The 16,548-nt window shown below is 28.7% G+C and carries 14 protein-coding genes and 1 tRNA gene; 10 read left to right on the forward strand and 5 right to left on the reverse strand.

Translation table 11 applies throughout. The features are described from left to right. The first annotated feature begins 33 nt into the window (after positions 1–33). From pheS to AC5SLZ_RS00215, 6 genes are all read left to right on the forward strand, one after another. A complete protein-coding gene (gene pheS / locus AC5SLZ_RS00190; protein ID WP_494615625.1) occupies positions 34–1,101 on the forward strand; it encodes a phenylalanine--tRNA ligase subunit alpha in 1,068 nt (355 codons plus the stop codon). Beyond that, on the forward strand, positions 1,098–3,506 hold the full coding sequence (gene pheT / locus AC5SLZ_RS00195; RefSeq protein WP_494615626.1) for a phenylalanine--tRNA ligase subunit beta: 2,409 nt from the start codon (positions 1,098–1,100) through the stop codon (positions 3,504–3,506). The genes pheS and pheT overlap by 4 nt, the downstream gene beginning before the upstream one ends. 2 nt (positions 3,507–3,508) lie before the next feature. Then, on the forward strand, positions 3,509–5,317 hold the full coding sequence (gene lepA, locus AC5SLZ_RS00200; protein WP_494615628.1) for a translation elongation factor 4: 1,809 nt from the start codon (positions 3,509–3,511) through the stop codon (positions 5,315–5,317). A 2-nt stretch (positions 5,318–5,319) separates the two neighbouring features. Next, positions 5,320–5,409 (forward strand) — tRNA-Ser (locus tag AC5SLZ_RS00205). Positions 5,410–5,523: 114 nt separating this feature from the next. Further along, the gene (locus AC5SLZ_RS00210) at positions 5,524–7,584 is read left to right on the forward strand and encodes a DNA gyrase subunit B (protein WP_494615629.1); all 2,061 of its coding nucleotides are present in this window, start codon (positions 5,524–5,526) and stop codon (positions 7,582–7,584) included. 2 nt (positions 7,585–7,586) lie between these two features. Then, positions 7,587–8,867 (forward strand): ActS/PrrB/RegB family redox-sensitive histidine kinase, encoded by a 1,281-nt coding sequence (locus AC5SLZ_RS00215; RefSeq protein ID WP_028036196.1) that lies wholly within the window; start codon positions 7,587–7,589, stop codon positions 8,865–8,867. Here the strand turns inward: AC5SLZ_RS00215 and AC5SLZ_RS00220 are convergent. From AC5SLZ_RS00220 to AC5SLZ_RS00230, 3 genes are read right to left on the reverse strand one after another with little or no spacing between them, the layout of a single operon-like run. Beyond that, complete coding sequence (locus AC5SLZ_RS00220; RefSeq protein ID WP_494615630.1) at positions 8,864–10,663, reverse strand: cobaltochelatase CobT-related protein; 1,800 nt, start codon at positions 10,661–10,663, stop codon at positions 8,864–8,866. The two genes, AC5SLZ_RS00215 and AC5SLZ_RS00220, sit on opposite strands and share 4 nt — an antisense overlap. Beyond that, positions 10,664–11,638 carry a cobaltochelatase subunit CobS gene (cobS, locus tag AC5SLZ_RS00225; RefSeq protein WP_028036198.1) on the reverse strand — a complete coding sequence of 325 codons (975 nt, stop codon included), beginning with the start codon at positions 11,636–11,638 and terminating at the stop codon, positions 10,664–10,666. Next, positions 11,622–12,155: a J domain-containing protein gene (locus AC5SLZ_RS00230; protein ID WP_494615631.1), complete on the reverse strand. Its 534-nt coding sequence runs from the start codon at positions 12,153–12,155 to the stop codon at positions 11,622–11,624. Before AC5SLZ_RS00230 ends, cobS begins: the two co-directional genes overlap by 17 nt. Positions 12,156–12,176: 21 nt before the next feature. Between AC5SLZ_RS00230 and AC5SLZ_RS00235 the strand changes: the two genes are divergently transcribed. Continuing rightward, positions 12,177–12,437, forward strand: a complete 261-nt coding sequence (locus AC5SLZ_RS00235; RefSeq protein WP_028036200.1) for a BolA/IbaG family iron-sulfur metabolism protein — start codon at positions 12,177–12,179, stop codon at positions 12,435–12,437. Here the strand turns inward: AC5SLZ_RS00235 and aroB are convergent. Further along, positions 12,426–13,532 (reverse strand): 3-dehydroquinate synthase, encoded by a 1,107-nt coding sequence (gene aroB / locus AC5SLZ_RS00240; RefSeq protein ID WP_494615633.1) that lies wholly within the window; start codon positions 13,530–13,532, stop codon positions 12,426–12,428. The genes AC5SLZ_RS00235 and aroB overlap by 12 nt on opposite strands. After that, positions 13,519–14,031, reverse strand: a complete 513-nt coding sequence (locus AC5SLZ_RS00245; RefSeq protein WP_494615634.1) for a shikimate kinase — start codon at positions 14,029–14,031, stop codon at positions 13,519–13,521. Before AC5SLZ_RS00245 ends, aroB begins: the two co-directional genes overlap by 14 nt. 57 nt (positions 14,032–14,088) lie before the next feature. Here AC5SLZ_RS00245 and AC5SLZ_RS00250 point away from each other — a divergent pair, with 57 nt between their 5' ends. Genes AC5SLZ_RS00250 through def form a run of 3 tightly spaced genes read left to right on the forward strand, consistent with a single transcriptional unit; the run spans position 14,089 to position 16,548 of the window. Continuing rightward, positions 14,089–14,271: a hypothetical protein gene (locus AC5SLZ_RS00250; RefSeq protein WP_028036203.1), complete on the forward strand. Its 183-nt coding sequence runs from the start codon at positions 14,089–14,091 to the stop codon at positions 14,269–14,271. Next, a complete protein-coding gene (locus AC5SLZ_RS00255) occupies positions 14,246–16,009 on the forward strand; it encodes a hypothetical protein (RefSeq protein WP_494615636.1) in 1,764 nt (587 codons plus the stop codon). The genes AC5SLZ_RS00250 and AC5SLZ_RS00255 overlap by 26 nt, the downstream gene beginning before the upstream one ends. A gap of 23 nt (positions 16,010–16,032) precedes the next feature. Next, a complete protein-coding gene (gene def / locus AC5SLZ_RS00260; protein ID WP_494615637.1) occupies positions 16,033–16,548 on the forward strand; it encodes a peptide deformylase in 516 nt (171 codons plus the stop codon).

Here is a 16,548-nt window from a genome sequence, read left to right on the forward strand (position 1 = left end):
TGTTTTTCGCAGGTGAAGAAATAATCTCTTAAAATGTCAGATATTAAAAAAATTAAAAATGAATATCTCGCAAAGCTAAACGAGCACTTAGATTTAAATTTAATTAATCAAATAAAAACAGATTTATTTGGCAAAAATGGTCTGATCAGTAATAAATTTAAACAGCTTGGAAAAATTCCAGAAGAAGAAAAAAAAAAATTTGCATCAGATTTAAATATTACGAAAGATGAATTACAAAATTTAATTGCCTCTAAAATTGAGGAGATTGAAACAAAAGAGATTAATCAAAAATTAGAAAAAGAAAAAATTGATATCACATTGCCTGAGCGTCCAGTTTCTCAAGGTAAGATACATCCTGTTTCACAAGTAATCGATGAGATCTCTTCTATTTTTTCAGAAATAGGCTTTAGTATTGAAGAAGGACCAGATGTTGAAAATGAATATAATAATTTTACAGCACTAAACACTCCCGACAATCATCCTGCAAGAGATATGCATGATACTTTTTATTTAGATGAAAAAAAAGAGCTGTTATTAAGAACTCATACTTCGCCAGTTCAAATTAGAACTATGTTAAACGACAAACCTCCTTTTAAAATAATTGCACCTGGCAGAACTTATAGATCTGATAGTGATCAAACTCATGCACCAATGTTTCATCAAGTAGAGGGTCTACATATAGATAAAAATATTAATATGGGGCACCTAAAAGGATGTTTGAATTATTTCATTAAAGAGTTTTTTGAAGTTGATAAGATAAAAATGAGATTTAGACCCAGCCATTTTCCTTTTACAGAACCATCAGCTGAAGTAGATATTGGTTATGAAGTAAAAGATGGAAAAATAATTATTGGTGAGGGAGACAAATGGTTGGAAATTTTAGGCTGTGGAATGGTTCATCCAAACGTACTTAAAAATGTAAATGTTAATCCAGATGAGTTTCAAGGATATGCATTTGGAATCGGAATAGATAGATTGGCTATGCTTAAGTATGGAATTAATGATTTAAGAGCCTTTTTTGATTGTGATTATAGATGGTTAAACCAGTTTGGATTCGACCCAATTGATGTACCTTCAAGTTACAGAGGTTTAAGCAGATGAAGATTACTACTGATTGGCTAAAAGATCATTTAGAGACTGAATTTAATGAAAATCAGATAATAGATAAACTTACCGATGTTGGTTTAGAAGTTGAAAGTGTTGAAAAACAATCTGATGAACTTGATAGTTTTGTAGTTGCAAAAATCATTAAAGCAGAGAAACATCCTAACGCAGACAGACTAAGAGTTTGTGATGTAGATATTGGATCTGGAAAACCTGTAAAAGTTGTATGTGGAGCTCCTAATGCTAAAGATGGTTTAATTACAATTTATGCTCCGCCTGGTGCGATTGTTCCAAAAAATCAAATGAAACTAGTAGTAAGTAAAATTCGAGGTGTTACCTCATATGGAATGCTCTGTTCAGAGTCAGAATTAAACTTATCAGATGAAAGTGATGGAATTACTGAACTTTCATTAGATAAATTTGAAAACAAAATTGGAAAAAGTTATTTTCCAAAAAAAAATTCTAATGTGATCGATATATCTATTACTCCTAATCGAGCAGATTGTTTGGGTATACGGGGTATAGCTAGGGATCTGGCTGCTGCTGGCTCAGGGACTTTAAAAAATTCAAAAGTAAGCAAACTTTTACAAGAAGGAAAACATACAGTTAATGTTAAAATTGAAGATGAGGAAGAACAGGCTTGTACAGTATTTGGTAGTTGTTTAATTACAGGAGTTAAAAATATTGAGAGTCCAGAGTGGCTTAAAGAAAAAATCATTTCTATAGGTCAAAAACCAATTTCAGCTATCGTAGATATAACTAATTATGTAATGTTTGATTTAAATAGACCATTACATGCTTATGATGTTGGCAAAATTGACAAAGGAATAGTTGTTAGAAACTCAAAAAAAAATGAGACCTTTAAAGCTTTAGATAATAAGGATTATAAACTTCAAGATGGAATGTGTGTAATATCTGATGCCTCAGGTGTATTAGGATTAGGAGGAATAATTGGTGGAACCAGGTCAGGAACTGAATTAGATACAAAAAATGTATTAATTGAGTCAGCATACTTTTCTCCAAGATCGATTAGAAAATCATCAAAAATTTTGAATATAGATACAGATGCTAAATTTAGATTTGAAAGAGGAATTGACCCGTTGTCAATTGAGCAAGGATTAGAAAAAGCTGCAAGCTTAATTCAAGAAGTTTGCGGGGGCAAAATAAGTCAATTTGACGTTCAAAAAATCAAAGATTATAAAAAACAATCATTAAAATTCGATCCTTCTTTATTTGAGAAAGTAACAGGTATTGCGATTGAAAATTCAGAAATTGAAAAAATTTTAATTAAACTTGGTTTTGAAGTTAAAAAAATTGAAAAATTATTCGAATTAAAAATTCCAACTTGGCGACCAGATATTTCTCAGTCAATAGATGTTGTGGAAGAGTTAGTTAGGATTAAGGGTTATGATAAAATCAAGATGATAGAACCTAAAAAAGTTAGAGAAAAACCAACATTAAATAAAAAACAAAGATTGTTTCATTTTTTGCAAAGAGCTATTGCCTCAAAAGGTTATTTGGAAGCTATCACTTGGTCTTTTACTGACAGCAAAATCAACCAATTGTTTATTGAAAAGAATAAAGAAATTAAAATAATTAATCCAATAAGTTCCGATTTAGATGTTTTGAGAAGCTCAATTTTTTCTAATTTGATAATCCATTTAAATAAAAATTTAGATAGAGGATTTAAAGATTTATCAATATTTGAAATAGGCCCTGCATTTCTTGGTGAAAAACCAGGAGAGCAACAAACAGTAGTTGGTGGATTAAAATCTGGAAAATTTTCTAGACAAAATTGGTTAGAAAAAGAGAGACTAGTAGATGCTTATGATGTTAAAAGTGATGTGGTTCAAAGCTTAACGGAAGCAGGATATGATAAGGATAAATTGTATTATGATACAGAAACACCAAATTATTATCATCCTGGAAAATCAGGCAGGGTGTTTCTAAATAAGGGTAAAGAAAAAGTCGTAGCTTTTTTTGGTGATATCCACCCAAGTATTCTTAAAAAACTAGACCTTAAGGTTGAAGCATTGGTGGGTTTTGAAATTTTTTTAGATAACATCAAGCAACCAAAAAAATCGCTTAAAGATCAAAAAACAAATTATAAATTTTCTGATTTCCAAAAATCTGAGAGAGATTTTGCATTTATCTTAGATAAAGGGTTTCCTGTTCAAGAACTCATAGAGGTTATCTCGAATGTTGATAAAAATTTGATTAAATCAGTTAAAGTTTTTGATGTTTACGAAGGTAAAAATATTCCAGAAAATAAAAAATCAATTGCTTTAAATATAACCATACAGTCTCCTGAAAAAACTTTATCAGAAGATGATTTAAATAAAATTAATCAACTAATTATCTCTACCGTAGAGTCAAAAATAGACGCTAAAATTAGATCGTAGTAATGACAAGCATTGATCATATTAGAAATTTTGCAATTATTGCACATATTGATCATGGAAAATCAACAATAGCAGATAGAATTATTCATAGCTGTGGTGGACTGACTGAAAGAGAAATGAAGGCACAGGTTTTAGATTCGATGGATATAGAGCGTGAAAGAGGTATTACAATCAAAGCTCAGACAGTAAAGCTTAATTACAAAGCTAAAGATGGTAAAAATTATATCTTAAATATTATTGATACCCCGGGTCATGTAGATTTTAGTTATGAGGTTAGTAGATCTCTTTATGCTTGTGAAGGCTCAATTTTAATAGTTGATAGCACTCAAGGGGTAGAAGCCCAAACACTTGCAAATGTGTATCAAGCTTTAGATATAGATCATGAAATAGTACCAGTTTTAAATAAAGTAGATCTTCCAGCATCAGATTTAGATAGAACAAAGAAACAAATAGAGGAAGTAATAGGTATAGATACAGAGAGCGCAATTCCTTGTTCAGGTAAAACAGGAGAGGGTATTGATGATATTTTAGAACAAATTATTTCAGCATTACCTGGACCTAAAGGTGAAAGTTTAGGAGATTTAAAATGTTTATTAGTTGATAGCTGGTACGATACTTACTTAGGAGTTGTAATTCTAGTCAGAGTTATTGATGGTAAAATTTCAAAAAATATGAAAATTAAAATGATGTCAACCAATCAAGAATATATTGTTGAAAAAGTAGGTGTATTTACGCCAAAAGCTACGGATATCAATGGATTAAATGCTGGAGAAATAGGTTTTATAACAACTGGAATAAAAGTTTTATCAGAAACAAAAGTTGGTGACACAATATGTGATGCTACAAAACCTTTAACAGAAGCGCTTCCTGGTTTTAAACCTAGTAAGCCTGTAGTTTTTTGTGGATTATTTCCAGTAGATAGTTCTGAATATCAAAAATTAAAAGATGGTTTAGCCAAACTACAATTGAATGATGCAAGTTTTTCATTTGAGCCTGAGTCTTCTTCAGCATTAGGACTAGGTTTTAGATGTGGGTTTTTAGGATTGCTTCATTTAGAAATTGTTACGGAAAGATTAGAAAGAGAATTTGATGTTAACTTATTAACAACAACTCCAGGGGTAGTATATAAAGTTTATATGAATAGTGGAGATATAATAGATCTCCATAATCCTTCAAGTTTACCGGATCCAACTTTGATTAAGTTAATTGAAGAACCTTGGATAAAGGCAACAATAATTACCCCAGATGAATATTTGGGCTCAATTATGAAAATGTGTCAGGATAAAAGAGGAATACAAACCAATTTAAGTTATTCAGGAAATAGAGCTGTTGTAAATTATGAACTACCGTTAAATGAAGTAGTTTTTGATTTTAATGATCGTTTAAAATCTATGACTAGTGGATATGCTAGTTTTGATTATGAAATTATTGAACATAGAGAAGGAGATTTAGTAAAACTTGGAATTTTAGTTAATGCTGAGCCAGTAGATGCTTTAGCAATGATGATTCACAAAGATTTTGCCCAAAGAACTGGAAGGGAAGTTTGTGAAAAACTAAAAGATTTAATACCAAGACATAATTTTATGATACCTGTTCAAGCAGCAATTGGGGGAAAGATAATAGCTAGAGAAACTATTAAAGGTTTTAAAAAAGATGTTTTAACCAAAATTCATGGTGGTGGAGCTACAGACCGAAAAAGAAAACTTCTTGAAAAGCAAAAAAAGGGTAAGGCTAGATCAAAACAATTTGGAAGAGTAGAAATTCCCCAGGAGGCATTTATTGGTGTTCTCAAGATTTCAAAAGAAAAATAATTGGAGAGGTGGCCGAGTGGTTGAAGGCGCACGCTTGGAAAGCGTGTAAAGGAGCAATCCTTTCATGGGTTCGAATCCCATTCTCTCCGCCATTAAATAAGCCTTAATTTGCAGTCCTAATTAGTCTTTTTTTACTTAATTTAGTGAATATAAATCAGCATTTTTTATAAATAATGTTATAATTTTTTTTTCCAAAAATTTAAAAAATGACAAATAAAAATACATATCAAGCAGATTCCATTAAAGTTTTAAAAGGTCTTGAAGCGGTTAGAAAAAGACCAGGAATGTATATCGGTGATACAGATGATGGAACTGGTTTGCATCATATGGTTTATGAAGTTGTTGATAACTCTATAGACGAGGCTTTAGCAGGCCATTGTAAAAATATTAATGTAAAAATTAATTCAAATGGAACTATCACAGTTAATGATGATGGTAGAGGAATTCCTGTTGATATGCACAAAGGAGAAAAAAAATCAGCAGCAGAAGTTATCATGACACAACTACATGCGGGTGGTAAATTTGATCACGACTCATACAAAGTTTCAGGTGGACTTCATGGGGTTGGAGTTTCGGTTGTTAATGCTTTGTCAGAGTCACTACAGTTAGAGATAAGTAGAGACGGAAAAAAACATTTTATAGAATTTAAAAATGGTGAAGCAAAAGCACCATTGAAAGTTATTGGAAAATCTAAAGAAAATGGAACTCAGATAACATTTTTGCCATCAAAAGAAATTTTTTCTTCTACAAAATTTAGTGCAAACATTCTCATAAAAAGAATGAGAGAGTTAGCATTTTTGAATAAAGGTATTAAAATAATTTTTACCGATGCTAGTTTAAAAAAAGAGAAAGTATCTGAATTTAAATTTGATGGTGGTGTACTTGAGTTTGTAGATTTTCTAGATGAGAAAAGAGAAAAACTACAAAATAAAAATGGTAATGATTTATTTAAAAAACCAATTTATATAGAAGGAAAAAAAGATAATATCGAACTTGAGTGTTCTTTAAAGTGGAACGGAAGTTATGCTGAGGATATTTTCCCTTATACTAATAATATTTACCAAAAAGATGGTGGTACTCATTTATTGGGCTTTAGAAGTGCGTTAACTAGAGTTGTTAACAAATATGCTAATGAACACAATTTACTCAAGAAAAATAAATTAGCAATTTCAGGAGATGATATTAAAGAAGGATTAACTTGTGTGCTTTCTACTAAAATTCCTGATCCTAAATTTTCATCTCAAACAAAAGACAAACTAGTTTCATCAGAAGTAAGGATGATTGTAGAAACTGTAGTGAATGAAAAATTATCTATATGGTTTGATCAAAATCCGTCAGTTGCTAGAATAATTTTAGCAAAAGTTATTCAAGCTGCAATGGCGAGAGATGTAGCTAGAAAAGCGCGAGAAAATGTAAGAAGAAAAGGTGCCTTGGAATTAAGTGGTCTTCCTGGAAAACTGGCTGATTGCCAAATAGGAAAACAAGATGGTACAGAGTTGTTTATTGTAGAGGGTGACTCAGCGGGTGGTTCAGCTAAACAAGGTAGAAATAGATCCAATCAAGCTGTTTTACCTTTAAGAGGTAAAATTTTGAATACTTATGTTGAGGATTTAGCAGCTAAAAAAAATGGCAATGGTGATAATTCAGAACAACAAAGAACTAAAGCTTTGTCAAAAATGATATCATCCAATGAAATAGTTACTTTAATAAATGCATTAGGTTTAGATCCAAAGGTTCATGAAATAGATTTAAAAGATCTTAGATATGGAAAGATTATTATTATGACAGATGCTGATGTAGATGGATCCCACATCAGAGCTCTTCTGTTAACTTTTTTTAATAATAAACCATTCAATAAATTGATTGAAAATGGACATGTATATTTGGCCCAACCTCCATTATTTAAAATAAATAAAGGAACAAAAGGAATATATATTAAAGATGAAAAAGAATTAGAAGATTATATTGTTAATAACAGTAAAGAGTTAAAAAAATTAAAAAGAGGATCTAAAGAATTTATAAAAGAATTAGATCTAGAAAAATCAAAAATGAATATTCAAAGGTTTAAGGGATTAGGAGAGATGAACCCAGAAGAGTTGTGGAGTACAACACTCGACCCTGAAACAAGAAATCTATTACAAGTACAGTATTCAAAAGATCTAAAGAAAGATCAAAGTCTAATACACACTTTAATGGGAAATGATGTTGCTCTGAGAAAAGATTTTATAATTTCTAACGCGATTAATGTACAAAATCTTGATATTTAATAATGAAGTTCTTTGAAACTTCAAAATACCATTTTTTTAAAAAATCAACTTATATAAGTTTAAGATGGATTGGTATTATTGGACAATTAATATCAGTTAACTTTGTCTATTTTTTTTTAAATTTTGATTTTAATTTTATTGTTTGTAATTTGATAATATTTTTGGGAATTCTAAGTAATCTATTTTTAATCTTCATATACAAAAAAACACAATTATCGGATCGTTCAGCTTTTATCTTTTTAGTCATAGATATTTTGCAACTAGGTGCTCTGCTTTATTTAACAGGAGGAGTAGCCAATCCATTTAGTATTTTTTTATTAATTCCAAGCATTTTTTCTTCATCAAATCTAAGTTTTAAAACTAATTCTTTGTTAGTATTGCTTACGGTGTTCATAATTTTTGTACTTACATTTTATTCATTAGAACTACCGTCTCCAATTAGTGATCATTTTCATGTCAGTGCATACTATTTTTACTCAATTCCAATAGCTTTGATAATTGCTTTAATTTTTTTAAATTATTTAGCAATGTCATTTGGAACACAATCCAGATTAAGAAGAGAGGCATTAGCAAAAATGGAAGAAGTGATGGCTACTGAACATGAGCTTTTATCTTTAGGAGGTCAGGCAGCTGCAGCAGCTCATTCACTAGGAACCCCTTTGTCTACAATTAAGATTATTGCACATGATCTGGAGAAACAATTTAAAAACCAAGATGATATTAAAAAAGATATAGAGTTGCTGTCTAGTCAGGTAGAAAGATGTAATGAAATTTTAAAACGATTAACCTTAAATCCTGTAGAAGAAGACGATTTTATTGATAAAGATCTTTCAATGAAAGATTACTTAAGTGAAATTATATCTTCATTTAAAGAGATTAGTCAAAAAAGGTTTGTTTTTAATCATGATCAATTTTCAAATCTAAAAAAAATAACAAAATCTATAGAAATTGTATATGGCCTAAGAAATTTTATTGGAAATGCAAATAAATTTTCAAAAGAGGCAATTTATATAAATTTAAAAAGTGATAGTGAAATAACAGAAATTATTATTGAGGATGATGGCAATGGCTATCCAAAAGATGTTCTATCAAAAATTGGAGAACCCTATTTGAGGTCAAAAGATCTGACTGAAAAATCGAAAGCAGGTTTAGGATTAGGTTTATTTATTGGAAAAACACTTTTAGAAAAAAATTTTGCCTCAATAAATTGTAGAAACTCAAAAACTAGAAGAGGTGCAGAAGTGATTATTAAATGGAGTAATAAAGATTTATTTAATATTTAATGAAATTTTTTTTTCGTTTCAAATAAAGAACTTAGTTGAGATATCATAACATCTCCTAATTCATTTACATCTGTAATTTTTATTGCCTTGTCATAATATCTTGATACATCGTGACCAATACCAATTGCCAAAACTTCAATTTCAGTTTTGGTTTCAATAAATTTGACCATTTTTTTAAGATGTTTCTCTAAAAAATCTCCTGAATTTACTGAAAGAGTTGAGTCATCTACTGGAGCACCATCAGAAATTACCATCATAATTTTTCTTTCTTCTTTTCTCTTCTTGATTCTATTGTAAGCCCAAGAAATAGCTTCTCCATCAATGTTCTCTTTTAAGAGACCTTCTTTCAACATTAGTCCTAAATTATTTTTAGCTTGTCTCCAGTGAGTGTCAGCTCCTTTGTAAATTATATGTCTTAAATCATTTAACCTTCCAGGAGTTTTAGGTTTTAATTTTTTATTCCAAAGCTCTCTACTTTGTCCACCCTTCCAATTTTTTGTAGTAAATCCTAAAATCTCAACCTTAACTGAGCATCTCTCTAAAGTTCTAGACAATATATCTGCACATATTGCAGCTATTGTAATAGGTCTTCCTCTCATCGATCCAGAATTATCAATTAATAAAGTTACTATTGTATCTTTAAAATCCAAATCTTTTTCTTTTTTAAATGATAGTGAATTATAAGGGTCCATAATAATTCTTGGTAACTTTGAGCTATCAAGTAACCCTTCCTCTAAATCAAAATCCCATGCTCTATTTTGTTTTGCTAACAACTGTCTTTGCAGTTTATTTGCAAGTTTAGTTATTACATCTTGAAATCCTACCAGCTGCTGGTCTAAGGTTCTACGAAGTTTTGCTGCTTCATCTGCATTCTCTAATTTCTCTGCTTTTGTTATTTCATCATATTGAGTTGTAAAAACTTTGTAATCTAAATTAATACTATCAAGAGTTTTTTGAACAATTTGTTCTGAGCTCTTTTCATCTGACTCAGTATCTGAAAGTTGTTCATCTAGATTAAATTCATCAACATTATAATCAGCATCTAGACTGGCTTGAGTTTCCTGATCATTATTCTCATCTTTATTATCTTCTTTATCTTTGTCTTGATCATCATTTGAAGGATTATCTTGCTCTTGATCTTGATTCTCCTCTTTTTTTTCTTCATCCTCTTCACTTTGAAAAATATCCATTTCTTCAAGAATTTGAGAAAATCTTGAGCTATAGTTCTCTTGATTTTCTATATTATCTTCCAAAAATTTTTTGTGTTTTTCTACTGATTGTTCAAAGTCTTTTTCCCAAAAATTTAACATTTTTGTTGTCAATGGATTTAATTTTATTTGATGAAAGTTTTTTAGCATATATAGTTCGAAGGCTTCTGTTACAGGCACATCTTCCTTTGTTTTTAATTGATCTTTTCTTTTGGTATTAATTATATGAGAATAATTTTGATGAAAATTTTTTTCAATTCCTTTAAGCATTTTGCCACCTAATACTTCATACCTTATTTTTTCTGCTATATTGTATAGAGATCTGGAGGATGTATTAGATGGTAGATTTTTTCTATAAATAGTATCACTGGAAAATTTTTTTTTTAAAGCGGAAGAGTCAGTTTCAGCACGTAATTTAATGAAATCACTTGGTTTAGTTAGATTATCAATTTCAATTAAATTTAAATCTTTTTTCTTATCATTTTCTGATGATTTATCTTTAAAATCAAAATCATCTGAAATTACTTTTGCTGTTGAAGTTAATGCAATTCTAAATTTTTCTTTTAAACTAGCTATCCTATCACTCATTTAAATCTGAATATTCATCAACGACTCAGGAAGTTCTTCACCAAAGCATCTTTGATAATATTCTGCGATAGTATTTTTTTCAATTTCATCACACTTATTAAGGAAAGTTACTCTGAAAGCGTAACCTGTATCTTTAAAAATCTCTGAGTTTTCAGCCCAATGCATTACAGTTCTTGGACTCATAACTGTTGAAATGTCACCTGCAATAAATCCTTTTCTTGTCAAAGAAGCTACTTTTATCATGTTAGCAACTTTTTCTTTACCTTTTGCATTATTTAGATTTTTATTTTTTGCTAAAACTATATCCAATTCTCTTTCAAGGCCCAGATAGTTGAGCGTTGTTACAATATTCCATCTATCCATTTGACCCTGGTTTATCTGTTGAGTACCATGATAAAGACCTGTGGTATCACCTAATCCAACAGTATTAGATGTAGCAAACAATCTAAAAAATTTATTTTGTTTGATAACTTTATTTTTATCTAGAAGAGTAAAATTACCTTCTGCTTCCAAAACTCTCTGAATTACAAACATGACATCTGGTCTACCAGCATCATACTCATCAAAAACAAGAGCAACTGGATTTTGTATGGACCAAGGCAAAATACCCTCGTTGAATTGTGTAACCTGCTTTCCATCTTTAAGAACTATTGCATCTTTTCCTATTAAATCTATTCTACTAACGTGGCTATCTAAATTTACACGAATACATGGCCAGTTCAACCTAGCAGCGATTTGCTCTATATGAGTTGATTTTCCTGTACCATGATACCCTTGAACCAACACTCTTTTGTTGTAGGCAAACCCAGAAATAATTGCCATTGTTGTGTCTCTATCAAATTTGTAACTTTTGTCTATTTCAGGAACGTACTCATTTTTTTTTGAAAAGGCATCCACTTCCATTTCTGAGTCGATCCCGAAAGTTTGTTTTAATGAAACTTTTATATCAGGTTGAATATTAAGATTTGGTGTCAATTTTATCTCTATAAGTATTTTTAAGCTGCGTATAAGCTAAAGTTATTAATTTAAGTTTTTCTTCATATTTTTTGTTACCAGCATTTATATCTGGGTGATATTTTTTAACAAGTAATTTGAACTTATCTTGGACTTTTACCCACTTCAATCCCACAGAAATTCCCAATATACCAAAGGCTTTAATATCTTTGTGATTAAATTTAAATTGACGCATATGATCATAGTCACCATTAATTTTATCTTTATCTAATTCATCTCTTAAGGTGTTATTCCAAAGAACTTTAAAGAAATTATCAGAGGAGCTGAAGCTTTGAGTGGGTTTATGCCAAATCATATCTGATTTTAAGAAATCTAAAACTTGATCATCATTCATTCCTGAAAAATAATTCCAATTTTTATTAAACTCTTTTACGTGTTCAAGACAAAGCATTCTATATTTTTTACTGTTATCTTTTTCAACAGGCGCTCTGTAATCACCAATTTCATTACAATTATTCCAGTCGCAAATATTTTTCATGATGTATAATAGATTTAGTATATGGATATAAATGAGTTAATTGCAATTGTAAAAAAGAAACTTGCTGATCAAATTGATATTGGAAGTATCAAAATAGAAGATAAGTCTTTTCTTCATAAAAATCATTCTGGAAATCAAGAAGGCAGGTATCATTTAAAAATTACTTTAATTTCAAGTGAATTGAAGGCCTTGAGTCGAATTGAAAGTAATAAAAAAATCTATAAAATTTTGGATAAAGAGTTGAAAGAGTACATTCACTCAATACAAATATTAATTTCTTAATTCACTTTTTAGAAACTTAGACAAATCATTTTTTTTATATTCTTTATTAATAATTGGCTGTCCTATTTTTTTAAGTAAAACTAAATTGATTTTATTTGAATTATTTTTTTTATCCTTAGCCATAAAAGATAATATTTTATTTAAATCTCTAATTTTAAAAAATTTTTTTATTTTTGATGGCAAATTTGCCTTTGAAATATGCATTAAGATTGAATGACAGTCTTTTTTTTGAATCAAACTATTTTTTAAGCTAAAATTTAATGCACTTTTCATACCAAGTATTACAGCTTCACCATGGTTAAGTTTTTTTGAATAACCTAAAGAAGCCTCATAGGCATGTGCAAATGTATGACCAAAATTTAGTATTTTTCTTAGCCCTTGTTCTTTTTCATCTTTTTCCACAACATCTTTTTTTATTTTACAACTTTCATATATAGCTTTTTCAACAAATGGAGACGAAAGTTTTAAAATTTTATCATTGTTTTTATCTAAAAAATTATAAAAACTTTTATTAGCTATTAAAGAATGTTTTAAAATTTCACCATATCCACAAATTAATTCTCTTTTTGGTAATGTTTTTAAAAATTGAACATCAGATATAACTAAGTTTGGTTGATAAAAACTTCCGATTAAGTTTTTTCCATATTTAGAGTTTACCCCTGTTTTTCCACCAATCGATGAGTCGACCTGAGATAATAAAGTAGTTGGAATATTGATAAATTTTAATCCTCTTTTAAATAGACTTGCTGCAAAACCACTTATATCACCCGTAATTCCTCCACCGATAGATATAACACAATCTTCTCTTGAAAAATTTTTGTCTAGTAAGATGTCTAAGATTTTATTTACACTACCAAAATTCTTGTTCATTTCATTAGCTTTAAAAAAATGAACATAAATTTTTCTTGTATGCAGAGACTTTTTTATCTTAGAAATAAATTGTTTAGAGATATTTTTATCAATAATGAGCAAACATTGTTTGAAATCAATTGAGTTTTCTTTGAAAATTTTTGATACATTGGCCACTAAATTAGAACCAATAATAATTGAATATTTCTTAGTTTTGGTATTAATTTTTAGTTTAGTGAGCTTCATAATTATTTAAAACTTTTTTAACAATTTCACTTTTAGACATTTTATCACATTTAATTTCATATAATGCTTTAGAATAAATGTTAGACCGTTTTTTTATTAAATCAATCAATTCATTTTCTGTTGAATTGAAAGCGAGAGGTCTTTTTTTGCTATTTTTAATTCTTTCTAATAATATTTCATCATTCCAGTTTAGCCAAAAAGAAATATGGTTTTTGAGAATTTCTTTTCTAATAACCTTGTTCACAAAAGCCCCTCCACCAAGAGATACTACAATTGAATTTGTTTTTAGTACTCTAAGAGTTATTTTTTCTTCATATTTTCTGAAATAATCTTCACCTTTTGTTTCAAACATTTTTGATATCGATATACCTAATTCTTTTTCAATCTCCTTATCTACGTCTATGAATTCAACTTTTAATTTTTTTGCAACTAGTGAACCAATAGAACTCTTTCCAGATCCCATCATCCCTAAAAAAACAAGATTTTCTTTTGATTTCATAAGTTTCTTTATTGAAAAAACACAAATATGTCTTAATTTGAAATTAATTAAAACTATATGCAATTCAATCAAAATACAAGTTCAGGCAAAGCCAATATCATTGCAATAGTTATTAAAATTGTGATTAGTCTTGTAGTTATTTTGGGAGTTGCTTTTTTTATAAGTAAGGTTGATTTTCCAGCTCCAAAAAAAGAAATAGAAAAAATTATTCCAAATGAAAATTTTAAAATTGTTAAATAAGAAAAATTTATCAATTATAATTATTTCTCTATTGTTACCCTTGTTTTCAATTGCAGAAGAAAAACCTGTAGATATTTGGAATATAGATAAGCAAGAAACAGAGACTATTTCAGAAGAAAACTTATCATCAGAAAATCCTGAAAAAAAATTTCAAAGTAATATTTACAAAATGCAAGTTGATAAAAATCAAGACTCTATAATGCTGGATAGTGATTTAACTTCCAAAACAATAAAAATAGCAGGCTTGTATGATCCAAAAGATTATGGCTTAAGTATAGACATGTGGACAAATTCTGATGGCTCAACATTAAAGAAGCTTTTTAAAAATATTGATAGGTATGATCTTTCAAAAGACGCTTCTGAAATTTTAAATATTTCATTATTAACAAATGCTTATTATCCAGATCAAAATATTACAGATAAAGAGTTTATTGAATTCAAGACAAGATGGCTTATTAAAAATTCTGATTTAGAATTGATTGAAGAATATCTTATTAAGAATCAAATTTCGAACCAACATCCAGAGCTCATGAAATATATGGTTGATAGATATTTATCTAAATCAGATGTTAAGAAGTCATGTGAGATCTTTTCTAGAATTAAAGAACCTCTAGAAAATGAGTATTTATCAAGATTTAATTTATACTGTTTAATTAATTATGGAAAAAATGAGGAAGCTCAATTAATTTTAGACTTAAAAAAAGAACTAGGTTTTGAAAATGAATATTATGAAAATAAGATTAACTATTTATTTGGATATTTAGATGAAGCGAGTAAGGATGTTTCAGAAAATTCTATTTTAGACTTTCATTTAGCTCATCGAACAAATCCAGAATTTGCATATGAGCCAAATGAAGATACTCCTAAGCTAATATGGAAGTATTTATCATCATCCAACTTATTATATAAAATTCAAGATGTAGAAATTACAGACATAGAAAAAATCTCAACCATTGAAAGAGCTACACATGATAAAAATTATTCAGAAGAAAAATTATTTGAATTTTACCTAAGATTTCAATTTAATATAAATCAGTTTTTAAATACAAAAGAGTCTTATAAATCTCTTTCTTCTATCGAGGGCAAAGCATTAGTATATCAAAGGTTACTTTTATCAGAAGAGCCAAAACTAAAACTACAACTAATAAAAATTTTAAAAGATATTTTTGAGTCTGAGGGTATTGGAAATGCTTTTGATGAAGAGCTTAAAAGATTGTTAAAAGAGATTGATGAGGTAGATATCCCTTCAAATTTTACTACTTTTTATAAACAATACATATCAAATGATAAAATCATTAATAAAAAAATCAAATACAACAACAAAGTATTACACCAATCTAAATTGATAAATTACTTTAATGGAGATTATGCAAAATCAAAAATTGAAGAAGATTTAAATAAGTTTTTGAAAAAGATAAAAAAAGATAAAAAATACTCTCTATCCAAAAAAGATATAATTTTTCTTGAGGCTTTAAAATCAGATGGAATTGAAATTTCAAAAAAATATAAAAATTTATATAAAATTAATAAATCAGAGATGCCTTCAGATATTCAAAAAATGATTGATAATGAAGAAATTGGGGCAGCATTACTCAGAATTATAGAAGTTATTGGACCAGAAAAAATTGAAGATATAGATGATGATACAGTTTATTTTATAATTAATACTCTTAACCAATTAAATACTGATTTAATTAGGAATAAACTTTTGTTAAAAATTCTTCCTTTAAAAGTCTAGAAATTATAATAAAATAATCTGTAATGACTGTGAAAACTATAATAACCGAACCAAATAAAATACTTAGACAGATTTCAAAACCTGTTGATAATGTTGGTAAAGAAGAACAAGATCTAATGAATGATATGTTGGAAACAATGTATGATGCCAATGGCATAGGTCTTGCAGCAATTCAAATAGGTATCCCAAAAAGAATTATTGTAATGGATATAGCTAAAGATGAAAAAAAAGAACCTAGATATTTTGTCAATCCAGTTATTGTAAATAAAGATCCAATTAAAAAAACACATGAAGAAGGGTGCTTATCTGTGCCAGAACAATTTGCAGAAATAGATAGACCTAGTAAATGTGAGGTAGAATATCTTGATTATAATGGGAAAAAACAATTGTTAAAAGCCGAAGGTTTGCTTGCAACTTGTATTCAACATGAAATGGATCATTTAGAGGGAATATTATTTATTGATTATTTATCAAAATTAAAAAAATCTATGATTATAAAAAAGCTATCTAAATTAAAATCGAATACTGCAGTTATTTAA

It is taken from the genome of Candidatus Pelagibacter sp. PS_06 (assembly GCF_059418045.1).

Coding starts and splice junctions, on each gene's coding strand:
- pheS (WP_494615625.1), top strand. CDS start 34: ATGTCAGATATTAAAAAAATTAAAAATGAATATCTCGCAAAGCTAAAC.
- pheT (WP_494615626.1), top strand. CDS start 1,098: ATGAAGATTACTACTGATTGGCTAAAAGATCATTTAGAGACTGAATTT.
- lepA (WP_494615628.1), top strand. CDS start 3,509: ATGACAAGCATTGATCATATTAGAAATTTTGCAATTATTGCACATATT.
- AC5SLZ_RS00210 (WP_494615629.1), top strand. CDS start 5,524: ATGACAAATAAAAATACATATCAAGCAGATTCCATTAAAGTTTTAAAA.
- AC5SLZ_RS00215 (WP_028036196.1), top strand. CDS start 7,587: ATGAAGTTCTTTGAAACTTCAAAATACCATTTTTTTAAAAAATCAACT.
- AC5SLZ_RS00220 (WP_494615630.1), bottom strand. CDS start 10,663: ATGAGTGATAGGATAGCTAGTTTAAAAGAAAAATTTAGAATTGCATTA.
- AC5SLZ_RS00230 (WP_494615631.1), bottom strand. CDS start 12,155: ATGAAAAATATTTGCGACTGGAATAATTGTAATGAAATTGGTGATTAC.
- AC5SLZ_RS00235 (WP_028036200.1), top strand. CDS start 12,177: ATGGATATAAATGAGTTAATTGCAATTGTAAAAAAGAAACTTGCTGAT.
- aroB (WP_494615633.1), bottom strand. CDS start 13,532: ATGAAGCTCACTAAACTAAAAATTAATACCAAAACTAAGAAATATTCA.
- AC5SLZ_RS00245 (WP_494615634.1), bottom strand. CDS start 14,031: ATGAAATCAAAAGAAAATCTTGTTTTTTTAGGGATGATGGGATCTGGA.
- AC5SLZ_RS00250 (WP_028036203.1), top strand. CDS start 14,089: ATGCAATTCAATCAAAATACAAGTTCAGGCAAAGCCAATATCATTGCA.
- AC5SLZ_RS00255 (WP_494615636.1), top strand. CDS start 14,246: ATGAAAATTTTAAAATTGTTAAATAAGAAAAATTTATCAATTATAATT.
- def (WP_494615637.1), top strand. CDS start 16,033: ATGACTGTGAAAACTATAATAACCGAACCAAATAAAATACTTAGACAG.